Raw genomic sequence first — 23,466 nt, 5'->3', positions numbered from 1 at the left:
CGAGACCGGCGGCGAGCACAAAGCCATGCCGGCGGCGTTCCGCCGATGAGCGCGGCGCGGATGATGAAGACGTACCAGGCGATCCGGAACATTATCGATGTCGAACAGAAAGAGATGAGGTCGACACCAGATGCTCGAGTGCTGAACGAGTCGCATCCAGTGTCGACCCGGTCGAAAGCCACACCTACCTCTGCGGACAGATCTTGCAGTCGCGAAAACAAGGCCCGCACCATTTCAGATGCGGCGCGGTCGACGCAAAAGAACGCTGTTTCATCCGAATACGAACCAGCATCGTCCGCCGGGCCGCCAGAAGCCGTGACCCCGGCCTGCGGCGCACAATCGCATCCGGACGCCCGCTGTCAATCCATTCCGGCAAAACCTTCCGCTGCCACCTTCCACGCGCTCAGAGCCAAGGGTCTCGATAACCGAGCAGAGCCATGACCGGGCCCATGAAGGAGGAACGCTGTCTCACCATGGCCCAGGCCTGCGAGACCTTGCGTGTCTCGCGCCGGTGGATGCAGGATTTCCTCAAGGCGCATCCCGAGATCAGGGTCATGCGCGCCGGGCGCCACTACCGTTTCGACGAGAGCGACATCCGCGCGATCAAGGAGGCCATGAGATGCCGCTCAAGCTCACCCGGCGCGGCCGGTCGAAAAACTGGTACCTCCGCGGCACCGTCCGAGGCCAGGCTGTATTCGAGAGCACAGGAACTGCTGACCGCACCCTCGCGGAATCGCTCCGGATCCGGCGCGAAAGCGAAATCGAACACCGTAGTGTCCATGGCGCCGAGGCGACAGCGACGTTCCTAGAGGCCGCCGTCGCCTACATGGAAAACGGCGGCGAATCCCGCTATCTAGGCAAGCTGATCGAGGAGTTCCGGCACCTCAGGCTGGCCGAGATCGACCAGCCGCGTCTCGACCGGGCGGCCCGCAAGATCAGCCCCGATGGCGGCGGGGCCTGGCGCAACCGCTCGATCTACACGCCGTTCATCGCGGTCTGGAACCATGCCGTCGAGGACGGCCTGTGCCAGCCGCGCAAATGGCGGCGGCCGAAAATGAAGAAGCCCGTCACGCGGGCCGGATCGCCGGACTATTTCCGGAAGCTGCTCCCCCACTGCGACCAGCGCCTGCGCGCGTTCCTGATCTTCATCCTGAACACCGGCTGCCGGCCATCCGAGGCGCTGGGCTTCGACAGGAACGGCAACGACCTGAACTTGGCGGAAGGCTGGGCGCGGCTGCTGACGTCGAAGACAGAGGAGCCGCGCCTGATCCATCTGCCGCCCGTCGTCGTCGCCGAGCTCGCCAACCTGCCGGACTACCCGAACGGCCGGCTCTTCGGCTGGACTGACTACCACCGCGTCTACAAGCCGCTGAAGGCGGCGTGCACCGCCGCCGAGGTCGAGTATCTGCGCCCGCACGAACTCGGCTCGCACAGCTATGCGACCTGGATGCGCCAGTATGGCGGCAAGGACTCGGTCGACCTGCTGAAGACCGGGCGGTGGAAGGACATCCGCTCCGTCGCCCGCTACGATCACGCCGACATCAATGTCGTCAAACGCGCTTCGGACGCCTTCCCGGACGTGCAAAACAAGAGCACCCGGAAAAGGAATTCCGCCTAGTTCATTGAATTTACGAGACTATTTCGAAGGCCTTGAGAACCTTGCCAAGGTTGGGGTCGTGAGTTCGAATCTCATCGCCCGCTCCAATTCCATCCTTCCGGTATCGCCTCGCGCCGTCAGGCTACCCTTCCGGCCTCGCGCGCGACCGGCGCGACACCGCGTCGGGTCTCGTCGAAGCCGATCAGGCTGGCTTGCCGGAACGCCGGCGCGCCCCGCCCGTCCTCCAGGGTCGCCGGCATGACGACGCTGCTGAACAGCAGCATCCCCACATCCTCGTCCACGCGAAGCGGCAGGATCAGCCGCTCCATCCTGAGGAAGGACCGGTCGACGCGCCGGTTCGAGCCGCGGAAGCCGAAACGCGCCACCGAAGCCACCGCGGCCGGACCCAGCGCGGCCTGGCTGTAGAGATCGTGGAGATAGGCGCCATAGGCGCCCGTCTTGCTCTCGTCGGCGAACGTGCCGGTGAAATCCTCGCCGAACAGAGCCACCATCGCGGTTCCGATGAGACGGTAGCGGAAACGCAGCGCGCCGCCGTCCCGGATCACGTCGATCAGCCCGATATGGGGCAGCAGCGCCGGCGCCAGTTCCAGCGGATCGATGTCACGGCGCGCAGGCGGGCGGTCGGCATCGGCCTTGGAGCGCCAGTAGTCGTGGAGCGAGACAATTTCCGGCGTCAGGAGATCAAGCTGCGAGCCCATCCCGTATAACTATTACAAGATGTCCGAAGAACAAGCTCCGGTTATGTGACGGAGACCACGCCTCATTCGAACATCTGGTCGCGCAGTTCGGCGTCGCGGCCATAGACGTCGGGCCGGAATTCGATGCTGCCGTCGGCAGCCGGCCAGGCCGTGAAGTAGGTGATGTAGACCGGCACCCGGACGTCGAGGCCGATACGCTCGCGCTCGCCGGAGGCGATCAGTCGTGCGACGTCCTCGCGCCCGGCCCCGGACGTGCCCTGCAGCAGGAACTCGGCCAGACGCATGGGCTCCTCCACGCGGATGCAGCCATGGCTGAAGGTGCGGCGGTTCTTTTCGAACAGCTCCTGATGCGGCGTGTCGTGCAGGTAGATCGAATAGCGGTTGGGAAACATGAACTTCACCTGACCCAGCGCGTTCTCCGGCCCGGGCCGCTGGCGCACGCGGAAGCCGGCGTCGCCGCGCGAGGCCGCCTGCCAGTTCACCCGGGAGGGGTCCAGTACATGTGCGCCGGCGCCCCAGCCGGAGAGCACTTCCATGTTGTTCTCGGCCAGGTAGTCGGGATTATCCAGCATCTTCGGCGCGATCTCGTTCGTCAGGATCGAGTTGGGAACGTTCCAGTACGGATTGACCTGGATGTACTCCGCGCGATCCGCGAAGGGCGGCGTGCGGTTGTATTCCTGTCCCACAATGGCGCGCATGGAGGCGACCTGGCGGCCATCCTCGAACAGGCGCACCCGGAAGCCGGGGATATCCACCACGATATGGCGCTCGCCCATCTCCCTGGGCAGCCAGCGCGCGCGCTCCAGGTTCAGCCGGGCGATGCGCAGGCGGTCCTGCAGACTGGTGTTGAGGACCGTGCGGGTGTTCGGGCCCAGCAGGCCGTCGGCGGCGAGGCCATTGGCCTCCTGAAAGCGCTCCACCGCCTGCGCGAGAGCCGCCGTGTAGAGATCGCTCTCCGAAGCGTCCTGTGGCGGCTGAAGGCCCAGCCGCCGGCGCAGCAGCGGCACCCGCTCGTCCCGCTCTCCCCGGGCCACTACGGGGCCGTCGGGAATGGTCACCCGATCCTGCGCGTCCTGGTCGCGGCGAAGCTGCGGCAGTCCGTCCCGCAATCCGACATAGATCGGGTTGAGATCCCGCCGCTGGCGGACAAAGCGTTCGAGCGAGGGCGCCCCGGCGGCGCGGTCGAGGATCGACCCGTAGGAGGCGTCTCTCGGCGCCACGGCGTCATTGAGGAAATTCATCTCCGACGAGACGGATCCGCGATCCAGATCGACGCCGTATTCGGCGAAGGCGTGGCTGGCCAGCAGTTCGAGTTCGGCCAGCCCGGCAGGACGCTCCGCATCGAGACGCGCGGCGATGGCGTCGGGTGCATAGTCGCCGGGTTGCAGCAGATCCCGGTCGGCCTTGCGTATCTGGTCCAGCAGGGTCCGCGCGGCGGGCAAGGCGCCCTGCTCGCCGACCCAGAGCGGCTGGTAGCCCCGATCGCGGTAGAACGCTGCCAGCCCCTGCCGGTCAAGGGTGTGGCCGTCGACGGCGAACGGTCCGCAACCGTTCAACCGGGCATGAAGGGCGCGGCTGACGGCGCCGTCCCGGATGAAGGCGGTCTGCTCGCCGTCCACCGGCCCGCAGTCGCCGCCAACGGCGTTCTGCGCCAGCGCCGGCGCTGGAAGCAGACAGACGAAAAGGGCGAGAATGGAGGATCGTGTTCCTTTCAGCATCCAGCGGATGTCTGCCCCCAGCCGCCCGATTCAACGCGCTGCGGCGATCTGGCTCGCCTCCCCTCCGGCCTTCAAATCCCGACCATGGGGCCGTATCTGGCTACCCGGAGGCGGCAAACCAACTCGTGCGAGGAAGGACCCGACAATGGCGCTGGCGACCGGATTTGTAATGGTGGCGCTGGTCGGCGCAGCCCACAATTACGGGCTCTTGTTGATCCGATGGATCACACCCGGCGTGGACCGCCGCCCGCAAGCCGCCATCATCGGTGTCTTCACCGGTCTGCTTGTGCTGCATTCCGCCGAGATCGTAGCTTTCGCCGGAGCCTATCACCTGCTCCTCCAGATGGACTGGACGGGCAGCCTGGCGGCGAATCCCGGCGAGGCCTGGCGCGGGCTGATCTATTTTTCCGGCATCAACTTCGTCACGCTCGGCTACACGCAGATCGACGCATACGGTCCGATCCGCATGGTGGCGATGATGCAGTCGCTCGGCGGCTTCATGCTGCTCACCTGGTCGGCGACCTTCCTCTACACGGTCTGTCACCGGGCATGGGAGGACTGAAACCGATCAGAACAGCATCCCGATCATGTCGCCCAGGCCCATGTTCTCGCGGGCGGACGCCAGTTCTGTCAACGAGATGCGGCCGTCCTCGTTCTCGTCGGCGAAGGAGACGTCGCGGTCGATCTGGGTGCTCCACTCCGCGTAGGTGAGCCGGCCGTCGTCGTCGGCATCCAGCAGTCCGAACGCCTCCCGCCTGAGTTCGGGATTGTGACCTGCCGGCCCCGCCTTCGCGGGCAGCGGATTGCCCACGAATTCGGCTCGGGTCACGGCCCCGTCCTCCGATCCGACGAAACCATCGAAGACGGCCCGGCTGTTGGCGCGGATATCGGCCAGTGTGACGTAGAACCCGTCCATGACGCTGGCAGGCAGGCGATGCTGCGTTTGCTTCTGCGCCTGCGCCGGCATGGCCAGGGCGATGGCGATGAGCGTGAAGAGCGTGGCCTTTCGCATGGAGTGCGTCTCCCGTTCTCCTGTGTGCTTGTCCGGCGGACGCCTGCGACATGGGCGGACAGCGCCATTGCTTGAAGCGCCCGCGATGGCGCGCCGCACCGCGGCGCCCCGCCGGCGCCCGCTATCGCTCGGCGCGGCGGACAACGCTGATCGAGCCATCCCGCTCCAGATGCGCCTCCGCCACGCTTTCGATCTGGGCGACGCCGTTCTGCCGCAGGTTCTCCTCCAGATCGCGATGGCCGAGTTGGGCCAGCCTCATTGCTTTCCAATCGACCTCGCCGTCCTTCACCAGCAGCAGGGAACGCCCCTTCACCAGCTTCGAAGCCCACCGGCTGTAATAGGCGGCCCATGAAAGGCCCCCGTAGAGCGCGGCGAAAAGCGCCATGGCGGCAAGCGTCGGCAGCAGCGGCGCCGTGCCGGTGAGCGCCCGGCTGAGGCAGGAGCCCACGATGACCATGACCGCGATATCGATCGCCGCGCTGTTGCCGAAGGCCCGCCGGGGCATCAGCCGGTAGAGCGCGACGGCGTAGGTCAGGATGATGGCCGCGCGGATGCACATCTGCCACCAAGCGAGCGGTTCGGCGCCGCGGCCGATGAGTTCGTAGAACGTCTCCATTCCTCGATCCCCGCATCTTCCTGTCGCACCGCCCCGGCGCGACATCGCGTCGGGGTTCTTCAGTGCCGGGCACATGCCCATGTGGCTGTGGCGGTGCAAGACGGCTGCTCCCCGGGGGTGGCCGGAGAACAACAACGAAGAGGCCGCCATCATGGCCATGCGCGCCTATTGGAAGGGACATATCCGGCTGTCGCTCGTCACCGTTGGGGTCGAGCTCTACTCCGCCGTCGAGCGCTCCGGCCGGCTCACCCTGCATCAGATCCACAAGCCGTCGGGCAAACGGGTCCGCCACGAAAAGGTGGTGCCCGGCATCGGACCCGTCGACGCCGACGATATCGTCAAGGGCTTCGCCGTCGACGGCGACGAATACGTGCTGATCGAACCCGAAGAGCTGGACGCGCTGAAACTGGAGACCCGGCGCACCATCGAACTGGTGCAGTTCGTCGACGCGCCGGAGATCGACCCGCGCTATTTCGAGAAACCGTACTATGTGGTTCCCGCCGACGACGAGGTGGCGCAGGAGGGCTTCAGCGTCATCCGCGACGCCCTGCGCAAGGCCGGCAAGGTCGGTCTCGGCCAGATGGCCGCCCGGGGCCGCGACTATGTGGTGGCGGTGAAGCCCTGCGGCGACGGTCTGCTGCTGGAGACGCTGCGCTACGCCGACGAGATCCGCAGGAGCGACCGGGTGTTCGCCGACATCCCGGACAGGAAACTGGACAAGGAGATGCTGGACCTCGCCGGCGAGCTGATCGAACGCAAATCGGCGCCCTTCGAGCCGGAGAACTTCCGTTCCCAGTACGCCGAAGCGATGCGGGAGCTGATCGAGGAGAAGCGCTCCTCGGGCAAGGTCGTGGCCGGTTCCGGCGAACGCCGCCGCGGCAAGGACGGCGACAACGTCGTCGATCTGATGGACGCGCTGAAGAAGAGCGTGGACAAGGGCAAGAAATCCGGCGGGGGCAAGCGGCAGACCTCAGGTCGCGGCGGGCGGAAGAAGGCGGCGGGCTGAGCCATGGCAAGCACCCGCAATCTGAAAACCTACCAGTCGAAGCGGGACTTCCGCGAGAGCCCCGAACCCCGGGGGTCTGTCAGCAAGACCGACGGGCGCCTCTACGTGATCCAGTCCCACGACGCCAGCCGCCACCACTACGACTTCCGCCTGGAGCTGGATGGCGTGCTGCTGAGCTGGGCCATCCCGAAGGGGCCGAGTCTCGACCCGTCCGACAAGCGCCTCGCCGTCCGCACCGAGGACCATCCGGTCGACTATGGCGGCTTCGAGGGCGTGATTCCGAAGGGCTACGGCGCCGGCACCGTCATGCTGTGGGATCGCGGCGAATGGGAGGCGAAGGACGACCCCCGCGAAGCCCTCGAGAAGGGCGAGCTGAAATTCACCCTGAAGGGCGCCCGGCTGAAGGGCGGCTGGGCGCTGGTCCGCATGAAAGGGGGAAAGGACGGCGGCAAGGAGAACTGGCTGCTGGTCAAGGAGAAGGACGACCACGCCGATCCGGAGACCGAGCCCGGCGAGCGCTGGACCACCAGCGTGAAGTCGCGCCGGAAGATGAAGACCATCGCCGACGAAGGCCAGGATCTGAAGAAGGGGAAACGCTACAGCCCCGGCGGCCGGGCCGCGACGAAGCCGAAGAAATCCTCTTCGGGACAGGGCGGCGGTTCATCCGGCGCCAAGAGCAAAGGGAAGAACGCCGGAACGGGGAACGGCGGCATGGCCCTCGAATTCATCGAACCGCAGCTGGCGACCCTGGTCGACGACCCGCCTGAAGGCGAGGAATGGCTGCACGAGATCAAGTATGACGGCTATCGCATCCAGGCGAAGATCAAGGATGGCGAGGTGCGCCTGATCAGCCGCAATGGCAAGGACTGGACGGATCGCTATCCGGATGTCGCCGGGGCGCTGAAGAAACTGAAGATCGACAGCGCGGTCATGGACGGCGAGCTGGTCGCGCTGGACGACCGCGGCCACAGCAACTTCTCCCGGCTTCAGCAGAGCCAGCGCAAGGGCGATGTTTCGCTGCGCTACTACGTCTTCGACCTTCTGCATCTGGACGGAAAGGACATTCGCAAGTCGCCCCTGACGGACCGCAAGGCGAAACTGGCGGACGTCGTCCCCGCGAAGGACCAGCGCGTGCGCTACAGCGACCATATCGAAGGCTCCGGCGAGGCGACCATCGAGAAGGCCTGCGACATGGGCATGGAAGGCATCGTGTCGAAGAAGGCCGATGCGCCCTACAAGTCGGGCCGCGGGCGCGGCTGGCTGAAGTCGAAATGCGTCGGCGACGACGAGTTCGTCATCGTCGGCTACCGCAGGTCCGACAAGAGGGGCCGGCCCTTCTCCTCCCTGCTGCTTGGCGCCTGGGACGGCGACGAGCTGGTCTATCGCGGGCGCGTCGGCACCGGCTACGACGCGCGGGACTTCGACGAACTGGGCGGCAAGCTCGACCGGCTGTCGCGCAAGACCTGCCCCCTCGCCGATCCGCCCTCGGAAGCCCGGCGCGGCGCGGTCTGGGTCACGCCGAAGCTGGTTGCCCAGGTCGCCTATACCGAGATGACCGGCGACGGGCTGCTGCGCCATCCCAGCTACAAGGGCCTGCGCGAGGACAAGGCGGCGCGCGAGGTGCGCACTGGCTCGCCGCAGCCCGGCGACGGGGAGAACGAGATGGAACTGGAAAACGTCCGCATCACCAGCCCCGACAAGGTGCTGTTCCCCGAGCAGGGCGCGACCAAGCGCCGGGTGGCCGAATACCTGCACGGCAATGCCGAACGGATACTGACCTGGCTCGCGGACCGTCCGCTGACCTTCGTGCGCTGTCCGGACGGACGCGACGACGAGTGCTTCTTCCAGCAGCACCACACGGCTTCGACCCCGGACGAGATCGGATGGGTGGAGATCGAGGAAAGCGGCGGCAAGACCGCTCGGCACCTGGTCATTTCCGACGCCAGGGGGCTGGTGGCGGCGGCGCAGATCGCCGTCCTGGAGTTTCATCTCTGGGGCGCGCGCAAGGACCGGATCGACCGGCCGGAGCGGATCGTCTTCGATCTCGACCCGGACGAGGGCCTGGATTTCCGGGACGTGCGAGCGGCTGCGCGGGAACTGAAGGACATTCTCGAAGGCGTGGGGCTGAAATCATACCCCATGCTCACCGGCGGCAAGGGCATCCACGTCATCGTACCAATCCAGCGCCGCCGCGGCTGGGACGACGTCAAGGCCTTCGCCGCCGGCCTGGCGCGCCGGATGGCCGCCGCCGATCCCGACGGCTACGTGGCCCAGGCCTCCAAGGCGAAGCGCAAGGGCCGGATATTCATCGACTGGCTGCGCAACGAGCGTGGCGCCACGGCCATCGCTCCCTATTCGCCCCGCGCCCGTGCGGGCGCGCCCGTGGCGACGCCGGTCGGCTGGGAGGAACTCGCCCGCATCGACCGGGCGAACCGCTACACGCTGGACAATATCGGCGCGCGGCTGAAACGGCTGAAATCGGATCCCTGGGAAGGCTATGGCGAGGAGCGTCAATCGGTGACCGACGAACTACTGGCCTTCGTCAAAGCCGATTAGGTCGCACTTGCACGCCGCAGCAACGCCAGCCAAGTCGATCGTTCGGTCATGCGTGGCGAGGCCGTGAAATGCGCCAGTGCGGGCCGATCAGTGCAAGTAGCATAAGAGGAGTAGAGTACCATGCGCAGCATCATCGATATCCTGAAAGAGGATCATAGGCGTGTCCAGGGTGTGATTGACGATATTCTCGCAACAACCGAGAATTCTGAAAAGACGCGCGAGGAGTTGTTCGAAAAGATCAAGACGGATCTCGAGCTCCACACCAGTTTCGAAGAGGAGGTCTTCTATCCGGAAGCCCGCAAGGCGACGGGGATGGACGAGGAGATACGGGACGACCTGAAAGAGCACAAGGAAGCCGACCAGATGCTGGACAAGCTTTCGGCGATGAGTGTCACAAGCGATCGCTGGATGAAGGAACTCAGGAACCTGAAGGATGCGCTGGAGCATCACATCGAAGACGAACAGGGCGAACTCTTTCCCGCTACCGAGAAAGCCATTTCCGAAGAGAGGCTACAGGAGATGGGCCGTTCCTATCTCGCCCGCCGCGGGGACGACCGCGTCAGGCAGGCCGGTTGATCACCACGCATTCGATCAGCCACGAACGAAGACAAACGGAGCGAGACCCATGCAATTCATCACCGAGATCCTGAAGGACGACCATGACCGGGTGCTCAGCGCCCTGGACGACATGCTCTCCACCAGCCAGAGCCAGGATGACACCCGCCGCCAGCTCCTCGACAAGGTCCGGGACGAGCTGGAGCTGCACACCAGCTTCGAGGAGGAGGTCTTCTACCCCGAGGCCCGCGAGGCGACCGGTCTGGATGCGGAGATCAACGACGATCTGAAGGAGCACCGCGAGGCCGACATGCTGCTGGACCGGCTTTCCGCCATGAGCTCGATCGGCGAGCGATGGATGGATGTCGCCAAGGACCTTCGGGACGCGCTGGAACACCACATCCGCGACGAACAGAACGAGCTGTTCCCTGCGGCAGAAAAGGCCATCCCCTCCGACAGGCTGCAGGCGATGAGCCGCGCCTACCTGGCGCGGAAGAACGGCGAAGGCTACCGCCAGGCGGGCTGAGAGGAACGGGGCGGGCCGCCGCACGGGCGGCGGCCCGCACGCGTTTACACCGGCCGGGGCGACACTGCCGGATCGAAGGTCAGCTCGGCCCGCACGGCGTTGCGGATGAAGGACTCCGTCATCATCGCCAGGTCCTGCGCCCAGAACAGCCTCAGTTCCGGCCGCTCCAGGAAGTCCGTCTCGCACAGCGCCACGGCCCAGACCGAGACGAACCGCCGGCCATCGACCTCGATGACTTCCCAGTTCACGTCGTAGCCGATCTTCTCCGCGCCGCCGAAGGTGAAAGCGAAGACGTCCCGGCGCAGCCAGTCGATGAAGTCCTCGGCCTCGTGGCGCTCGCAGGCGGCGCGGAACAGCGGGTTCTGCAGATCGACCGGCACGAAATGGATCGCGAACAGCCGGAACACATTCAGCCCGAACCAGAAACGCCAGTCGCGGCCGCCGACGCGCAGCACGCATGTCCGCCCGAAGATGTCCCTTCCGGGCGCCACCTCGACCGGTACCGGGCCGTCCGCCTCCTCCAGGTTCACCATCGCCAGCGCGCCGGGCAGGGTTTCGGTCAGGAACCGGTCCTGACGGCGTCTGAGGGCCGCGATGGCGGCCGCGTCACGGTCTTCTGCCTCCGTTTCGCTCATGCTTCTCCTGATGCGGCCACGGATTCGCTACAGGTCGGATATCAGCTCAGCATGTCCACCTGATCGGTTGTCAGCGTCCCGGGCACGACGGTGACCGGGATGCGCATGGACCCGGCGCGGTCGCCGGCGAAGAACCGGACCAGCGGGCCCGGGCCGCCGGATTCCGGCGAGGCGCCCAGCACCAGGATGCGGATGGTCAGGTCTTCCTCGATCACGCCTGCAACCTGCTCGACCAGGTCGCCTTCGCGGATCACGAACTGGGGCGTCATGCCCGTATCGCGCTGCACCTGGTGGGCGAGGTCGGTGAGCAGCGCCTCGGCTTCCTCCCGCGCCTCCTCGCGCATCAGTTCGCCGACGCCCATCCAGTGCTGGAAGTCCGGCGGCTCGGTGACGCGAAGCAGCATGACTCCACCGTCTTCCATCGAACGGGCGCGCCGCGCGGCGAAGCGGAGCGCCAGCCGGCATTCCGGCGTGTCGTCGACGACGACGAGGAAGTTGCGCGCCTTTCCCCCATCCGATGGTCCGCTCATGCTGTCGCCTTGCCGGCCGTTGTCTCTTCGATCAGTCTGCCGGGCCGTCGCCCGTCATTTCAACAGAATGTTGCTGATCTCCCTCAGCTTGGTGCGGGCCCGAAGCAGATAGAAGCCCTGACTGGTAAGATGGTTGGGAAAGATCAGACCGTCGGGCGAGCCGTTCATGACCATCAGCGGATCGAGCCCGGCCAGGGTGCGCATCACCGTCAGCATCTCGTTCCACGGCAGGGTCAGGTTCCGCTCGGTCAGCACCGACTCGTAGTCGCGGCCCAGGTCGCGGAAGATGAGGTAGTAGGCGTACATCTTCCCCTTGTTGCGGTAGAACTCGTCGTCGACCTGATAGTCGATCCACCAGCCGCCGGCAAAGTCGCGCACGTGATCGTCGATGGCCTGGCTGGCGGAGCCAAGATCGGCGACGATGCGCTCGATCGTCGCCTGCAGGTTGTCGACGCGGCGGTCGAACACCGCCGCACCGCCGGCGAGACGGGTGTTGTAGGTCTGCAGACGACGGGCCGCGGCCATGTACTCGTCTTCGGCCGGGGTCGTCGGCAGCCAGGAAACCTCGGGGTTCCAGGTCCATTTGTCGCCGGAGATCTTGAGGTGACCCGCGGCGGCGCGCAGGTCCTCGTCCGCCGCCGACGAACCCCTGACGCGGCCGATCTGGTCGAGCAGCTCGACCGAGAAGCGGCTCAGCGCGTCGACGATGCCGAGCTGGAAGTTCGGCATGTTGTCCAGTCCGGCCGTCGGCGTGAACCAGGGATCGTTGGGCGTCCAGCGATGCTCGTTGATTTCGCGGTCCAGCAGAGCGGCCATGGTGGCGACCGTGTAGCTCGCCCCCTGCTCGACCCCCGCGGGCTCGACCCGGAAATCGAGATCGTCGTCGATCTCGTGGATCAACGCCATGCCGATCGGATAGTACAGCGCCGCGAAGACCGCCACGGCGATCAGCAGCGGCTTCCAGCTTTTCCGGACGATCCTGCCGGCGCCAAAGCGGCTGCCCAGGCGGCGGCGGTCCTCGCCAGTGATGCGGTCGCGGCTGTCCGCCCCGATTTCGCTCATGTTCTCAGACATTCTCCGTTCCCATGCAGCTGACATGGGTGGGGCGCGTCACCGGCGCAAGAAGCCCACGATGTCCTTGACCTCGGCCAGGATCGGGGCCGCCAGCGCTGCGGCGCGGTCGGCGCCATCGGCCAGCACGGCGTCGACGTGGTCGGGCGCGTCCATCAGCCGGCGCATCTCGGCGGCGATCGGCGCCAGCTTCTCGACGGCGAGATCCGCGAGCTGCTGCTTGAACGCGGAGAACTGGGCGCCGGCGAAGGCGCTCACCACGTCCTCCCTGGTCTGGTCGGACAGCGCGGCGTAGATGCCCATGAGGTTATGGGCCTCGGGGCGCTCGGCCAGGCCCTCGACGCTCTCGGGCAGCGGATGCGGGTCCGTCTTGGCCCGGCGGATCTTCTTCGCGATGGTGTCGGCGTCGTCGGTGATGTTGATGCGCGAATTGTCCGACGGGTCCGACTTCGACATCTTGGAGGTGCCGTCGCGCAGGCTCATCACCCGCGTCGCCGCGCCCATGATCAGCGGCTCCGTGACGGGGAAACACTCGGTCTTGTAATCGAAGTTGAACTTGATCGCGATATCGCGGCAAAGCTCGAGATGCTGGCGCTGGTCGTCGCCGACGGGCACGTGCGTCGCCTTGTAGGCCAGGATGTCGGCGGCCATCAGGTTGGGATAGACGAACAGGCCGACCGACGCGTTCTCGCGGTGCTTCCCCGCCTTTTCCTTGAACTGGGTCATGCGGTTCAGCCAGCCCATGCGGGCGACGCAGTTGAAGATCCAGGCCAGCTCGGCATGGGCCGAAACCTGCGACTGGTTGAAGATGATCGACGTCTTCGGCTCGATCCCGGCGGCCAGATAGGCCGCGGCGACCTCCCGGGTCGCGGTCTTCAGTTCGGCAGGGTCCTGCCAGACGGTGATGGCGTGCATGTCGACGACGCAGTAGATGCATTCGTAGTCGTGCTGGAGCGCCACGAAATTGCGTATCGCGCCCAGATAGTTGCCGAGATGAAGGTTGCCGGTCGGTTGCACGCCGGAAAAGATTCGGCCGGTCGCCATGGTCTGAATGTCCGTCTGGAAAGAGTTCGGGTCGGGCCGTTCCTGTAGGCTGACCGGCACGCGCGGTCAACCTGCTCGGCGATCCGTACGGCGGCGGACCGCCTGCCCGCGGACGGCTCGACCGAGACAGCGGCTTCAGTTGACCGAAATGGCAGGCTCCGGCCGGATCACGGGGGATGTCTCGCGCAGTTTGCCGCCGCCGTCCTTGCCGAAGGAAAGGGGACGGGCGCCGTCGAGGTCATTCTGGACCTTGAGCTGTTCGGCCGGCGGCTGGAGCGGCGCAGGGTCCACCACCGGCGCGGTCCTCTCATCGCTGCCGAAGGCCCGACGCAACCGGTCCGTAACCCTGGCCACAACGCTGTCGGCGCCCGAACCGGCCGCCGTGACGCCATAGACGACCGGCCCCTGGGCCCAGTGGCTGATGGTCATGCCTTCGCTGCTGATGGTATGAACATCCTGAGCGTCCTCACGCCACCGCGGACGCAGGAAGACGGTCAGATGACGCTCATCGGCGTCGGCAAAGACCAGACGGACCATGGGGCGGTCCCGGTCATCCACCAGCGTCTTTTCCACCAGACGGAACCCCAACGGGGCGAGATCGGGTACGGTCACGCCGATCGAGATCTGCTGGGATAGCCAGTCGATGGGCTCGTCGCCGCCGGCGGCGGAGATCACTGCGCCGCCGGAGAGGGCAAGGCCGGCGTCCCCCGCATGTTCGGAGACACTGTCAACGAACGCTGCGCGCGCGGTTCCATCCGAGCCGTCCTGCGCCAGCATCCATCCGCCGGCGGCGCCGCCAAGCAGTGCCGCAAGCAGCAGCGAGGCCGCCAGCAATCCCGTGCGAACGGGAGACGGCCGGCGCGCCGGCCGTTCGACAACCGCCCGCAACCGTTCCGGCACGGGCTCTCCGAGAACCGGATCGAACGCGGTCCGGATCGCGCTGTCCTGCTGCGCGAAGGCGGCGACCCGTTCTGCCAGATGGGGCCTGTCGCTGAGATATCGTTCCACGGCGGCGCGGCGTTCGGGATCCCGCGAAAGCCTGCCGTCCGCATAGGCCAGCAGATCGAGTTCGCCGATGGAGCAGGTATCGTCTGTCATTTCACCCGCCTCAGTTTTCGGCCGGCCGGCCCCGATTCCATCGAGATCCGAAGCGCTTCCCGCCCGCGGGACAGGCGTGACCGCAAGGTGCCGATCGGCACTCCGAGGATGCGTGCCGCCTCATCGTAGCTGAAATCCTCGAGCGAAACGAGCAGGATGGCCGCGCGCTGCTCCCGCGGCAGCAGGCTCAGGCCCGACAACGCCTCAGCCAATGCAACGCGTCCCTCCTGGCCTCCCGAAACGGGGCTTTCGTAGGCGCCGATCTCATCGGACGGCACCATCCGGCGCTCGTGGAACGTCTTCCGGTCATTCAGGAAACGCCGGTAGAGCAACCGGAACAGCCAGCTCCGCAAGGTGCCGCGCCCGCTCCAGAGACTGCTCTTGCGCAATGCCCGCTCCAGCGTGTCCTGCACCAGATCGTCGGCCCGGCTCCGGTCGCCCAGCAATGCGAAGGCGTACCGGCGCAAGTGAGGGATCTCTCGCGATATCAGCCATCGCATTTCGGTCAACGGCTCTGCCCTTCCTGCGATCCGAAAGATTCGCTCCTGCAGATAAGGACAGGACACGCGGACGGGAAGTTCCATCCAGACGTCCGCAACCCGAAAAATTCCGGCGGACCGATGGAACCCGGAGCCGGGACGCCCTGTCCTTGGGACGGAGCCCGCGTTCCGGAAATGAACGAGCGGCCCGCACAACAAACAGGAGAATCAAGCAAATGCCGAAATTTCTGACCCTCGCCGCCGCCGCCATCGCCATCTCCGCGGCCGCAGCGACCGCGCCGGCTCTCGCCCCCCAAAGCGCCGCACAGGCACAGCAGACTCAGGGTGGCGAATCCGCTGAGGTCAGCGCCGGGAAGGTCGACGCTTTCGCCGCGGCGATCGTCCGGATCCAGGAGATCTCCGACGAATGGCAGCAGAGGCTTGCCACCGCGGAAAGCGCGGAACAGCAGCAGGCGATGCGCAAGGAAGCCAACAGCGAAATGCTCTCCGCCGTCGAGGGAGAGGGCATTTCCGTCGAGGAGTACAGCCGTATCGCCAACCTGGCGTCGTCCGATCCGGCGCTGCAGCAGCGCATCAACAATGCGGTCCAGGAACTCCGCGAGGAAGGCTGACCACTTCGCAACTTCGCAACAGCGACCATCGCCGGGATTGGGAGCCCGGCGATGGTCGGCGGCCGGACGCAATGAAAGCCGAGCAACAATTCCAGCCGACCGCGAACGCGGCTCCAGGCTAGCGCGCCATCTCCGCGCGGATGGCGCCGAGCATGGGCGCGTCGGCCGGCGGCATCGGGAAGCTCGCCAGATCATCGGCGGCGACAAAGGCGATGCGCTGTTCCTCCAGCCCTGCAGGCGTGCCGGCCCAGCGCCGGCAGGCGAAGACCGGCATCAGCAGGTGGAAGTCGTCATAGGCGTGGGAGGCGAAGGTCAGCGGCCGCAGGTCCGCCGGGTCGATCCGTATCCCCAGTTCCTCGCCGCATTCGCGCACCAGGCAATCCTCGGGGCTTTCGTCGGGCTCGACCTTGCCGCCCGGAAACTCCCAGAGGCCGGCCATCGACTTGCCTTCGGGACGCTCGGCCAGCAGCACCTCGCGTTGCTCGTTGATCAGCGCGACGGCGGCGACAAGAACCAGCGTCATGACCGGTAGTCCGCGTTGATGTCGATGTAGCCGTGGGTCAGATCGCAGGTCCAGACGCGTGCCCGGCCCTCGCCAAGTCCGAGATCCACCTCGATGCGGATGTCGCGGCCCTTCATGTGGTCGCCCAGATCGGCTTCCCTGTAGTCGGGCCGGCGGCTGCCATCCTCGGCGATGGTGACGCCGCCGACGCGGACGCGCAGCCGGTTGCGCTCGGCCCTTTCGCCCGACTTCCCGATGGCCATGACGATGCGGCCCCAGTTGGCGTCCTCGCCGGCGATGGCTGTCTTGACCAGCGGCGAATTGCCGATGGCGAGCGCCACCGTCCGGGCGGCCCGGCCGTCCTCGGCGCCGGTGACGTCGATGGTGATCAGCTTCTGCGCGCCCTCGCCGTCGCGGGCGATCTGGATGGCGAGATCGCGCAACACGTCTTCCAGCGCCGCCGCGAAACCCGCCAGCGCGGGATCGTCGGCCCGCTCGACAGCCCGGTGGGCCGGGCCCATGCCGGTGGCGAACAGCAGGCACATGTCGGAGGTCGACATGTCGCTGTCGACGGTGACGCAGTTGAAGGTGCGGTCGGCGATGGGGCCGAGCAGGTCGCGCAGCACCGTAGCGGGGAGCCTGGCGTCGGTCACGACATAGGACAGCATCGTCGCCATATTCGGCGCGATCATGCCGGAACCCTTGGCGACGCCGTTGATGGTCACCTCGACGCCGCCGATGGCCACGCGGGCGGTGGCGCGCTTCTCGAAGGTATCGGTGGTCATGATGCCGGCGGCGACCTCGGGCCAGCCGTCGTCGCGGACATGGGCGACCAGTTCCGGCACCGCCGCGCACAGGCGGTCGATCGGCATGGGCTCTCCGATCACGCCGGTGGAGGCGACCAGCACCTCCTCGGCGGCGCAGCCCAGCGCCTCGGCCACGGCGGCAGCGGTGGCGGCGACATCCCTTTCACCCCGCTCGCCGTTGAAGACATTGGCGTTGCCGGCGTTGACAATCACCGCCCGCGCCGTCCCGCCGGGCAGCCGCTTCGCATTCCAGACCACGGGCGCCCCGGCGGTGGTGGAGGTCGTCTGCACGCCGGCGACGGTCGTGCCCGGCGCGAAGGCGAGCATGGTCAGATCGTTGCGGCCCTTGTAGCGCAGTCCGGCGGCGATCGCGCCGCAGCGGCAGCCGGCGATGGGCGGCAGTTCGGGCTGCTTTTCGGGCGCAAGGGGCGAGACGGGCAAGGGCATGACAGGGGCCTCACATGTGGACGACGCCCCGGGATATGATCCCGGGTCATAGAGCTGCATCACCGCCGAACCGGGTCCGGCGGTCAAGCCCCGGAAGGCAAAAACGGTTGCCGGAACTCTACCAGGTGTCGATCCAGGCGTGCTTCTTGCCGCTGCGGGGCTCGGGCGGCGGGGCCGCCTTCAGCGCCGCGACGATCATGCGCCGGGTATCGGCCGGATCGATGACGTCGTCGATCTCGAAATAGCTGGCCGTCGAGAGCGCCTTGCCGTTCTCGTAGGAGGCGGCGACCATCTCCTCGAACTTGCGGTTGCGCTCCTCCGGGTCCTCGATCGCCAGCAGTTCCTTCCGGTAGGCCAGCTTGACCGCGCCCTCCAGCCCCATGCCGCCGAACTCGCCCGACGGCCAGGCCACGGTGAACAGCGGCGCGTGGAAGCTGGCGCCGGCCATGCCCTGGGCGCCGAGACCGTAGGATTTGCGCAGGACAAAGGAGAAGAACGGCACCGTCAGATTGGCGCCGGCGACGAACAGCCGGCTGCAATGGCGGACGAGCGCGGTCTTCTCGACCTCCGGTCCCACCATCATGCCGGGCGTATCGACCAGGAACATGATCGGGATGTCGTAGGCGTCGCAGAGGCGCATGAAGCGCGCTGCCTTGTCGGAGCCCGGCGTGTCGATGGCGCCGGACAGATGGCTCGGATTGTTGGCGATGACGCCGAGCGGCCGGCCCTCGACGCGGATCAGCGCGGTGACCATGCCGAGCCCGAAGCCGCGGCGCAGTTCCAGCACCGAGCCTGTGTCGGCGACGACGTCGATTACCTCGCGGACATCATAGAGACGCTTGCGGTTCTCCGGCACGATCCGGCGCAGCAGCCGCTGGTCGGCGCAGTCCCAATCGGCGACCGGTCCCTGGAAGTAGGACAGGTACTTCTTCGCCGTGGCCACCGCCTCGGCCTCGTCCCTGACCGCGATATCGACCACGCCGTTCGGCACCTGGTCGGACATCGGCCCGACTTCCTTGGGGCTGAAGACGCCGAGACCGCCGCCCTCGATCATCGCCGGACCGCCCATGCCGATATTGGAGTTCTCTGTGGCGATGATGACGTCGCAGCAGCCGAGCAGCGCCGCATTGCCGGCGAAGCAGTAGCCGGAGTTGATGCCGACGATGGGCGCCAGACCGCTCATCTTGCCGAACATCTCGAAGGTGTGGATGTGCAGGCCGCCCACCTGGCCGATATCGACGTCGCCGGGCCGGCCGCCGCCGCCCTCGGTGAAGACGACGAGCGGCAGCTTGTAGCGCAGCGTCTGCTGCAGCAGCCGGTCCTTCTTGGCGTGATTCTGCATGCCCTGGGTGCCGGCCATCACCGTGTAGTCGTAGCAGAGCACGGCGACGCGGCTCTTCTGCTCGGGGAAGGTGTCGCCGTTGACGTGCCCCAGTCCCGCCAGCATGCCGTCGGCGGGCGTGTTCTCGATCAGGTCTTCCATGGACCGCCTGGTCCGCTGCGCAGCGACGGCGAGCGAGCCGTACTCGACCCAGGTGCCTTCGTCGATCAGGTCGGCGACGTTCTCCCGGGCCGTCCGCTGACCGGTCTTGCGCCGTCGCTCGACCGCCTTCGGCCGGTTTTCGTCCAGCGTCTTCGCCTGCCGTTCCAGCGTCTCCGCGAGATCGGGGCGGATATGGTCGAGATCGACCTCCTCCTGCTCGGCTTCCGCCGCGCCGGCGACATCCGCAGGCTCGATGAAAACGAGGGGATCGCCCTCGTAGACCGTGTCCGTCGCCTCGACGGCGAGCTGGCGGACGACGCCGGAGAACTCGGCCGTGATCTCGTGCTCCATCTTCATGGCGTCCATGATCAGCACGCGCTGACCGGCGCGGACCTCGTCGCCCTCGGCCACATCCATGGCGACGACGGTCCCCTGCATGGGCGCCAGCAGCGGCCTTGCGCCATCGGGCGCCTGCTCCTCGGCCGCCGCGGCGCGGGCTTCGGCCTCCTGCTTGCCAAACGCCAGGATGGCCAGCGGGTCGGAGTTCTGCACCTTCGCGCCGGCCTGGCGCCGTCCGCCGCCGGCCGCCGGGGCCTGGACCTCGCGATAGAGCCTGGGATGCTCGCCGGGCCTGACGAAATCGGCCATGCGGCTCTCGAGGAATCCTGTGTCGACGCGGTTGGCCACGACGTCCGGGTGCTTCAGCACGTTCTGGAGGAAGGCAATGTTCGTGGCCACACCTTCGATGCGGAAGGCCGACAGCGCGCGATAGGCGCGGGCCACGGCGACGGCATAGTCGGCGTCGGCGCTGTGCACGATCAGCTTGGCCAGCAGGGAATCGAAACTCGGGCTGGTGCGGTAGCCGGCGTAGCCGAAACTGTCGACGCGGATGCCGCGCCCCGTCGGCGGATCGAAGGCCTGCAGGACGCCGCCGGAAGGCATGACATCGCCGCTTTCGGTCATCCGCTCCATGTTGACGCGGAGCTGGATGGCGTAGCCCTTCGGCTCGGGCCGGTCGCCGGCGACGCCCAGGTCGGCCAGGCTCCGCCCTTCGCAGACACCGAGCTGCAGCGCCACCAGATCCACGTCGCAGACTTCCTCGGTCACCGTATGCTCGACCTGGATACGGGCATTGGCCTCGATGAAGGCGTAGCCCGGCGCCGGCGCGTCGGGTCGGGCGTCGACCAGGAACTCGAAGGTGCCGAGACCACGGTAGTTCACCGCGCGTGCGAGCTTCAGCGCCGCTTCGATCAGTCCTTCTCTGACGTCGCCATCCAGCCCCGGCGCGGGGGCGACCTCGACGATCTTCTGGTTGCGCCGCTGGATCGAGCATTCGCGTTCCCGGAAATGGGTCACGCCGCCCTGCCCGTCGCCCAGCACCTGCACCTCGACATGGCGCGCCGGCCGCAGCAGCCGCTCGACATAGACGTCAGGATTGCCGAAGGCCTGCTTCGCCTCCGACCGGCAGCGTTCATGGGCGGACGCCAGATCCTCGCCGGCGCGGACGACCCGCATGCCGCGGCCGCCGCCGCCGGCGACGGCCTTGACCATCACCGCGCCGTCGGCCCCGAGACCGTCGAGAAAGCGTTGCGCTTCATCCAGGTCCGTCGGGCCTTCAGTGCCCTCGATCACCGGCACGCCGTGCTCGATGGCGAGGCTTCGCGCGCGACCCTTGTCGCCGAACAGCGCCAGCACGTCGGCGTCCGGGCCGATGAAGGTCAGTCCCGCCTCGGCGCAGGCGCGCGCGAAGTCCGCATTCTCGGCCAGGAAGCCATAGCCTGGATGGACGGCGCTCGCCCCGGTCTGCTTCGCGGCGTCGACGATACGGGCGATGTCGAGATAGGGCGCGACGCCCTTCGCCCCCAGCGCGACCGCCTCGTCCGCCCGGATGACGTGCAGGTTCTCGGCGTCGTCGTCGGCATGCACGGCGACCGTCGCCCAGCCCTGCTCGGCGGCGGTCTGCATCACGCGAACGGCGATTTCGCCTCGATTGGCGACAAGTAGTTTCTTCATGCGAACTGGCCTCCCCGGCGGCGGAGTGTGCCGCAGCCAGGCGCGCAGTGCAAAGACCCGTTGGCCCGTCAGCCGAAGCCGTGACCTGCGATATTTGCGGGTTCTGCCCGCTGCGCGGCCTGACTAGGTTGTGGCCGAGTTTCCAGATTACGGTGACCCGCCCTGCCCGACACCAGCTTCACAGATGTTCCGAGCCGCATCGACGCCCGGAGTCTCTGGACGCTGTTCGCCGCCTTCCTCAGCCAGGGCGCCGCCGCCTTCGGCTTCATCGCCTTCACACTGCTGGCGCCGGGTCTGGCGGAAGAAACCGGCCTGGACGAGCGCGATTTCGGTCTCACCTTCACCTTCATCTTCCTGGGCACCACCATCGCCAGCCCGTTCTGCGGCCAGCTGATGCGCCGGGTCGGCAGCGTCGCCACCATGGTGCTATCGCTTTCGGGCATGGCCCTGTCGATCCTGATCGCGCTCAACGGGACCTGGACGACGGTGATGCTGTCGGCCTTCCTCTACGGCGTCTGCTATGGCCCCTACGGTCCGGCCAATGTCACCATGGTGTCGGCCAACACGCCGCGCCGGCATGTCGGACTGTTCATGGCGATCCGGCAGTCGGGCGTCTCGGTCGCCGGAACCGCCGCCGGCTATCTGCTGCCCGCGCTGATGCTGGCGGTAGGCTGGCGCGCCGGGGTCTGGGTGATGCTGGCGACCGTCGTCGTGACCGCCCTCGGCACACTGATCTTCGCACCGGTCTTCCGCTTCCGGCCCGACGCCGCGCCGCCATCGAGTTCGACGCCCCTCGGCCTGCGACGCGCACTGGAGCGTTTCCTGCTGCCGAAGGACCTCCGGCTGCTGGGCTGGACCGCCATCGCCTTCGCGGTCTCCCACACCTCGCTGTTCACCTTCACCTACATCTACCTGCTGGAAGGCGTCGGCCTGGACCCCATCGCCGCCGGCGCGTTCTTCGGCATCGTCCAGCTCTCCGCCATCGCAGGACGGCCGCTGGCCGGGTATTTCTCCGACCGGATCGGCTCGCCGGAGAGCACGCTGGCGATCCTGGCCGTCGGCGCCTCGGTTGCCATCGCCGGCGCCCTGGCGCTGACCCCGGAAAGTCCGGCATGGGTGATGTATCCGATCGCGGTGCTGGCCGGACTGTCGGGGAACAGCTGGTCGCCGGTGTTCATGACCGCCGTGTCGCTCCGCGCGCCCGCGGGCCAGGTCAGCGAGATGAACGGCCGGGCCTACGCCTTCGCTTCACTGGGCTGGATGACGGCGCCGCCGCTGATCTGGGCCCTGATCGAGCTGACCGGCAGCTACGCTGCGCCGTTCGCCGTGGTCATCGCCGGCAACCTGATTTCCGGCGCGATGCTGATCGCCCATGTCAGGAAAGGCGCCAGCCCGCCAATAGGCTCCTGACGGCAACGACGAAGGCCAGCGGCTGGTCCAGCGCCAGATGATGGTGGGCTTCGGGGATACCGACCATCGGGGCGTCCTCTCCGATCAGGCCGCGGATGTAGTCGCGGCTCTGTTCATCGACGATCGCGGACTTCTCGCCGTAGAGATAGGCCTTCCGGCAGGTCGCCTCGGCCAGGAAGTCGTCGAAGGGCTCGCCGAAGCGGCTATTGTCCATGGCGCCGCCGTGCCATTTCCAGCACCAGCCCTCCGGCTCCCGCTTGATCGAATGCCGGCCGATATGCTCCACGAGGAATTCGTTGTCACAGGGCTGGGCCGGGGCCAGGCGGAAGCGCGAGAGCGCCTCCTCGAAGCTTTCGTAGTGGCGCTTGTTGCCCATGCGCGGGCGGCGGTTCAGATCTTCCTCGCGGCGCTCCGGCGGGCGGAGCGGGGAATCGCAGACGATGATGCCGGCCAGTTCATCGCCATGGGTCTGGCCGAAGCGGCTGGCCATGAAGCCGCCGAAGCTGGCGCCGACCACCACGACCGGGCCGGCCAGACCGGCATCGGCGATCACGCCGCGCATGTCGGCGACCCGGACGTCGGCGCCATAGCTGTCCCGCGCACCGCTGTCGCCCATGCCCGACAGGCTGATCGAGGCGACGTCGTGCGTCTGCGCCAGGAAGGGCGCGATGAAGCTCCACCAGTGGGCGTGGCCGCCGCCGCCGTGGACGAACAGCAGCCCGCCCCTGGCCGGCTTCCGCTTTGCGGGCCAGGAGAGGTAGTGGACGGCGCAGCCGTCGACGTCGACGAAGCGTTCCTCGCCGGCGTCGGCCATGTTCGCGTGATACCAGTCGGGCGCAGGTGCGCGGACCTTGAGCAGGTCGGACGGAACGTCGGTCATGCAGAATCTCCCCTGGCGGCCATTTTCGCGGGCAGCCGCCATGCTGCCAAGGGCGTTGATGTACCGGCCGGGCACGCAGACAATCTCTCGCAGGAGCAAGGACGCGACGACGCAGCACCCTTGCCGATGTC

Annotated in this window: 22 protein-coding genes and 1 pseudogene; 9 read left to right on the top strand and 14 right to left on the bottom strand. The window is 67.1% G+C overall.

Translation table 11 applies throughout. The features are described 5' to 3' along the window. Nucleotides 1–437 precede the first annotated feature (437 nt). Nucleotides 438–602: pseudogene (locus tag CWC60_RS24360) on the top strand (helix-turn-helix domain-containing protein); the annotation flags it as partial. A gap of 17 nt (nt 603–619) precedes the next feature. Next, entirely contained in the window at nt 620–1,618 is a 999-nt protein-coding gene (locus CWC60_RS06640; RefSeq protein ID WP_109793201.1) for a site-specific integrase, read from the top strand. A gap of 116 nt (nt 1,619–1,734) precedes the next feature. On the opposite strand, the gene CWC60_RS06635 is transcribed toward CWC60_RS06640, so the two are convergent. Together CWC60_RS06635 and CWC60_RS06630 are read right to left on the bottom strand one after the other, a co-directional pair. Further along, nucleotides 1,735–2,316 carry a PAS domain-containing protein gene (locus tag CWC60_RS06635; RefSeq protein WP_109793200.1) on the bottom strand — a complete coding sequence of 194 codons (582 nt, stop codon included), beginning with the start codon at nt 2,314–2,316 and terminating at the stop codon, nt 1,735–1,737. Between the two features lie 62 nt (nt 2,317–2,378). Continuing rightward, complete coding sequence (locus CWC60_RS06630; RefSeq protein ID WP_109793199.1) at nt 2,379–4,034, bottom strand: L,D-transpeptidase family protein; 1,656 nt, start codon at nt 4,032–4,034, stop codon at nt 2,379–2,381. Nucleotides 4,035–4,179: 145 nt separating this feature from the next. Between CWC60_RS06630 and CWC60_RS06625 the strand changes: the two genes are divergently transcribed. Further along, a complete protein-coding gene (locus tag CWC60_RS06625) occupies nt 4,180–4,596 on the top strand; it encodes a hypothetical protein (protein WP_109793198.1) in 417 nt (138 codons plus the stop codon). Between the two features lie 6 nt (nt 4,597–4,602). Here the strand turns inward: CWC60_RS06625 and CWC60_RS06620 are convergent, their stop codons facing one another. Together CWC60_RS06620 and CWC60_RS06615 are read right to left on the bottom strand one after the other, a co-directional pair. Beyond that, nucleotides 4,603–5,046: an EF-hand domain-containing protein gene (locus CWC60_RS06620; RefSeq protein WP_164516409.1), complete on the bottom strand. Its 444-nt coding sequence runs from the start codon at nt 5,044–5,046 to the stop codon at nt 4,603–4,605. A 121-nt stretch (nt 5,047–5,167) separates the two neighbouring features. Then, nucleotides 5,168–5,662 carry a DUF421 domain-containing protein gene (locus tag CWC60_RS06615; RefSeq protein ID WP_109793196.1) on the bottom strand — a complete coding sequence of 165 codons (495 nt, stop codon included), beginning with the start codon at nt 5,660–5,662 and terminating at the stop codon, nt 5,168–5,170. A gap of 151 nt (nt 5,663–5,813) precedes the next feature. Here CWC60_RS06615 and ku point away from each other — a divergent pair, with 151 nt between their 5' ends. The 4 genes from ku (at nt 5,814) to CWC60_RS06595 (ending at nt 10,305) form a co-directional block, all read left to right on the top strand. Continuing rightward, a complete protein-coding gene (ku, locus tag CWC60_RS06610) occupies nt 5,814–6,668 on the top strand; it encodes a non-homologous end joining protein Ku (RefSeq protein ID WP_206419802.1) in 855 nt (284 codons plus the stop codon). Between the two features lie 3 nt (nt 6,669–6,671). Continuing rightward, the gene (gene ligD, locus CWC60_RS06605; protein ID WP_109793195.1) at nt 6,672–9,224 is read left to right on the top strand and encodes a DNA ligase D; all 2,553 of its coding nucleotides are present in this window, start codon (nt 6,672–6,674) and stop codon (nt 9,222–9,224) included. Between the two features lie 120 nt (nt 9,225–9,344). Further along, nucleotides 9,345–9,800 (top strand): hemerythrin domain-containing protein, encoded by a 456-nt coding sequence (locus CWC60_RS06600; RefSeq protein WP_109793194.1) that lies wholly within the window; start codon nt 9,345–9,347, stop codon nt 9,798–9,800. Nucleotides 9,801–9,849: 49 nt separating this feature from the next. Then, nucleotides 9,850–10,305, top strand: a complete 456-nt coding sequence (locus tag CWC60_RS06595; protein ID WP_164516408.1) for a hemerythrin domain-containing protein — start codon at nt 9,850–9,852, stop codon at nt 10,303–10,305. A gap of 44 nt (nt 10,306–10,349) precedes the next feature. Here the strand turns inward: CWC60_RS06595 and CWC60_RS06590 are convergent, their stop codons facing one another. The 6 genes from CWC60_RS06590 to CWC60_RS06565 all read right to left on the bottom strand — a co-directional run bounded on the left by CWC60_RS06590 (nt 10,350) and on the right by CWC60_RS06565 (nt 15,267). Beyond that, the gene (locus CWC60_RS06590) at nt 10,350–10,940 is read right to left on the bottom strand and encodes a hypothetical protein (RefSeq protein ID WP_109793192.1); all 591 of its coding nucleotides are present in this window, start codon (nt 10,938–10,940) and stop codon (nt 10,350–10,352) included. Nucleotides 10,941–10,981: 41 nt separating this feature from the next. After that, the gene (locus CWC60_RS06585) at nt 10,982–11,470 is read right to left on the bottom strand and encodes a universal stress protein (protein ID WP_109793191.1); all 489 of its coding nucleotides are present in this window, start codon (nt 11,468–11,470) and stop codon (nt 10,982–10,984) included. 54 nt (nt 11,471–11,524) lie between these two features. Next, on the bottom strand, nt 11,525–12,544 hold the full coding sequence (locus CWC60_RS06580; protein ID WP_165787536.1) for a DUF2333 family protein: 1,020 nt from the start codon (nt 12,542–12,544) through the stop codon (nt 11,525–11,527). A 36-nt stretch (nt 12,545–12,580) separates the two neighbouring features. Further along, nucleotides 12,581–13,585: a tryptophan--tRNA ligase gene (gene trpS / locus CWC60_RS06575; RefSeq protein ID WP_109793189.1), complete on the bottom strand. Its 1,005-nt coding sequence runs from the start codon at nt 13,583–13,585 to the stop codon at nt 12,581–12,583. Between the two features lie 135 nt (nt 13,586–13,720). After that, the gene (locus CWC60_RS06570; protein WP_109793188.1) at nt 13,721–14,683 is read right to left on the bottom strand and encodes an anti-sigma factor family protein; all 963 of its coding nucleotides are present in this window, start codon (nt 14,681–14,683) and stop codon (nt 13,721–13,723) included. Next, nucleotides 14,680–15,267 (bottom strand): RNA polymerase sigma factor, encoded by a 588-nt coding sequence (locus tag CWC60_RS06565; RefSeq protein ID WP_206419801.1) that lies wholly within the window; start codon nt 15,265–15,267, stop codon nt 14,680–14,682. The genes CWC60_RS06570 and CWC60_RS06565 overlap by 4 nt, the downstream gene beginning before the upstream one ends. 131 nt (nt 15,268–15,398) lie before the next feature. On the opposite strand from CWC60_RS06565, the gene CWC60_RS23505 reads away from it, so the two are divergent. Further along, nucleotides 15,399–15,794 (top strand): DUF4168 domain-containing protein, encoded by a 396-nt coding sequence (locus CWC60_RS23505; RefSeq protein WP_164516406.1) that lies wholly within the window; start codon nt 15,399–15,401, stop codon nt 15,792–15,794. 118 nt (nt 15,795–15,912) lie between these two features. On the opposite strand, the gene CWC60_RS06555 is transcribed toward CWC60_RS23505, so the two are convergent. From CWC60_RS06555 to CWC60_RS06545, 3 genes are all read right to left on the bottom strand, one after another. Next, nucleotides 15,913–16,317, bottom strand: a complete 405-nt coding sequence (locus CWC60_RS06555; RefSeq protein ID WP_109793186.1) for a (deoxy)nucleoside triphosphate pyrophosphohydrolase — start codon at nt 16,315–16,317, stop codon at nt 15,913–15,915. Next, nucleotides 16,314–17,549 carry a bifunctional glutamate N-acetyltransferase/amino-acid acetyltransferase ArgJ gene (gene argJ / locus CWC60_RS06550; protein WP_109793185.1) on the bottom strand — a complete coding sequence of 412 codons (1,236 nt, stop codon included), beginning with the start codon at nt 17,547–17,549 and terminating at the stop codon, nt 16,314–16,316. Before argJ ends, CWC60_RS06555 begins: the two co-directional genes overlap by 4 nt. Before the next feature lie 118 nt (nt 17,550–17,667). Beyond that, a complete protein-coding gene (locus tag CWC60_RS06545) occupies nt 17,668–21,045 on the bottom strand; it encodes a carboxyl transferase domain-containing protein (RefSeq protein ID WP_109793184.1) in 3,378 nt (1,125 codons plus the stop codon). A 162-nt stretch (nt 21,046–21,207) separates the two neighbouring features. Between CWC60_RS06545 and CWC60_RS06540 the strand changes: the two genes are divergently transcribed. Beyond that, a complete protein-coding gene (locus CWC60_RS06540) occupies nt 21,208–22,455 on the top strand; it encodes an MFS transporter (protein WP_109793183.1) in 1,248 nt (415 codons plus the stop codon). On the opposite strand, the gene CWC60_RS06535 is transcribed toward CWC60_RS06540, so the two are convergent. Then, nucleotides 22,421–23,335: an alpha/beta fold hydrolase gene (locus tag CWC60_RS06535; RefSeq protein WP_164516405.1), complete on the bottom strand. Its 915-nt coding sequence runs from the start codon at nt 23,333–23,335 to the stop codon at nt 22,421–22,423. The genes CWC60_RS06540 and CWC60_RS06535 overlap by 35 nt on opposite strands. Nucleotides 23,336–23,466: the final 131 nt, after the last annotated feature.

Source organism: Minwuia thermotolerans, from assembly GCF_002924445.1.
Taxonomy (GTDB): Bacteria; Pseudomonadota; Alphaproteobacteria; order Minwuiales; family Minwuiaceae; genus Minwuia; species Minwuia thermotolerans.
Note: the sequence above shows the minus strand (reverse complement) of the source record. Positions and strands in the feature narration are given on the sequence as shown.